This window comes from Rufibacter latericius (assembly GCF_003721515.1).
GTDB lineage: Bacteria > Bacteroidota > Bacteroidia > Cytophagales > Hymenobacteraceae > Nibribacter > Nibribacter latericius.
In genome coordinates, this window is record NZ_RJJD01000020.1 from 1 (window position 1) to 1,652 (window position 1,652).

The window sequence follows — 1,652 nt, forward strand, 5'->3', positions numbered from 1 at the left end:
TGGAAGAGCCGCAGGGCCGCCCCCGCCGCCAGGGCCAGGGCCGTCAGCCGCCCCGCCCAGCGCGCCGAGCCCCACCGCCGCGGGGCCGCCACGGCCTCGCCCCCCGGCAGAACTGGGGCTACAGGTACATTATTTGACTCTTCGGTAAGAAGTGAAGACATGTGGGTGAAGACAATTATAGCTAAATTCTTTCCTTAAAGGGCATCAAACAAATCCCCAAAAAACCGTTCCAGACAGATATTAACCCCCGATTGTTTTTGAAGGCTTTTCCAGAATTCGCCTTCAAAGCAGTTCGTGCAAACGAGGGAATCCCCTGATTATATCCTGAATTTTAATTGGCAGATTTGTTAAGGCTTGTCCTGCCTTCGCCCAAAATGCACCATTAGCAACTAAACAGACCATGACTATTCAAGACCGGGTTAATGCCCCTGGTTCTGGATTCTGGACACATACTACCCTATTGTTAATTCTTTCAGGTCAGAAACATTTAACAACAGGATTCTCTGTACTACCGGGAGTAACCTTTGAGTTAAAGTGCACCTGTTAAAAGGTCTTTCCTGGGGTGAGTTCATACAGAGATACTGCTGCATCTTTCTCCGAGAACTTTTCTTCCTTCTTTTTCCCGAACCTAGAAAAAGCGTAATCCGGAGTTTGGCCTGGAAGATAGTTTTTGTCGAAATACCAGGCAGGTTGTTCTACAAAACCTCCAATATTGATTCGTAGATAAGAGTCATATAAATACCACAGCCGCTGGTTCCCCTGGAATTGGTGAAAAGCAGGGGAAAGGTTCTTCAGGTACTCTGCTTCGTTAGCAGAGGCAGTTTTCAAGTCCTTCCCTTCCACCGCGGTGAATTTCAGGCCATAGGCCTCCTTGTAATAGGAATAGACATGCCACATGTTCCAATAGACATACACTACATCACCTTCTTTAGCCCGATCATTGATGAATAGGAGCGCCTCCCGGCCTTTCTCTTTGTTGAGGAAGTAATCTGGATTATAGATTTCCCTTATCCCGTTATAAGCTGGCGGGGCAATGAGCAATGCCACCACCATCAGTTTCAAAGAAGACCTTTCAGAGAAAAAGGAAATGATTTCCTGCGCACAGTAGGCTATAAACAAAAGGAACATGGGGGCCAAGAAAAGCACCAGCCGCTCATAAAACGGATAGAACTTTAGCCCCGAGGCAATTAAGGTCAGCAGCACCGGAAAGAACAGAACACTGAATTTAAAGAAGTCTTTCTTCAACATTAGGGCAATTCCGCCGCCTAAAAGCAGCAAGGGGAAAAAGCGCAACAAAATAAAGGGTGCCGGAGAAGCCACCGCAAACCTGAAAGTCTGGCCCAAGGGATTTTTCACGATTTCATTCGCCTTTTCGAAAAACCACTTGAATAACGTGCCCGGGGAAAAGGAAATGGGGAGATAGGCCTGGCAGTACTTCTCGAAGAAGACGGTGAGCCAGGCCGAGTCCTGGTAGCGGCCCAGGAAGAGGGCGTAGACGGCGGCGAAGGAGGCCAGCCACAGGCCGAAGGCCGGGGCGTACCCCAGCAGGGCGCGCAGGCCCCCACGCCGCAGCGCCCGCAGGCCCACGGCCGCCCCCACCCCGGCCAGCACGAAGACGGCCGAGTAGGAGAACCACAGCAGCCCGGCCCCGG

At 51.1% G+C, this 1,652-nt stretch carries 1 protein-coding gene; it reads right to left on the reverse strand.

Annotation, left to right across the window (positions count from 1 at the left end; genetic code table 11):
* Window positions 1-543 precede the first annotated feature (543 nt).
* Window positions 544-1,652: hypothetical protein (locus tag EFB08_RS23620; protein WP_165864975.1), on the reverse strand; the 1,109-nt coding region annotated here is incomplete at its 5' end.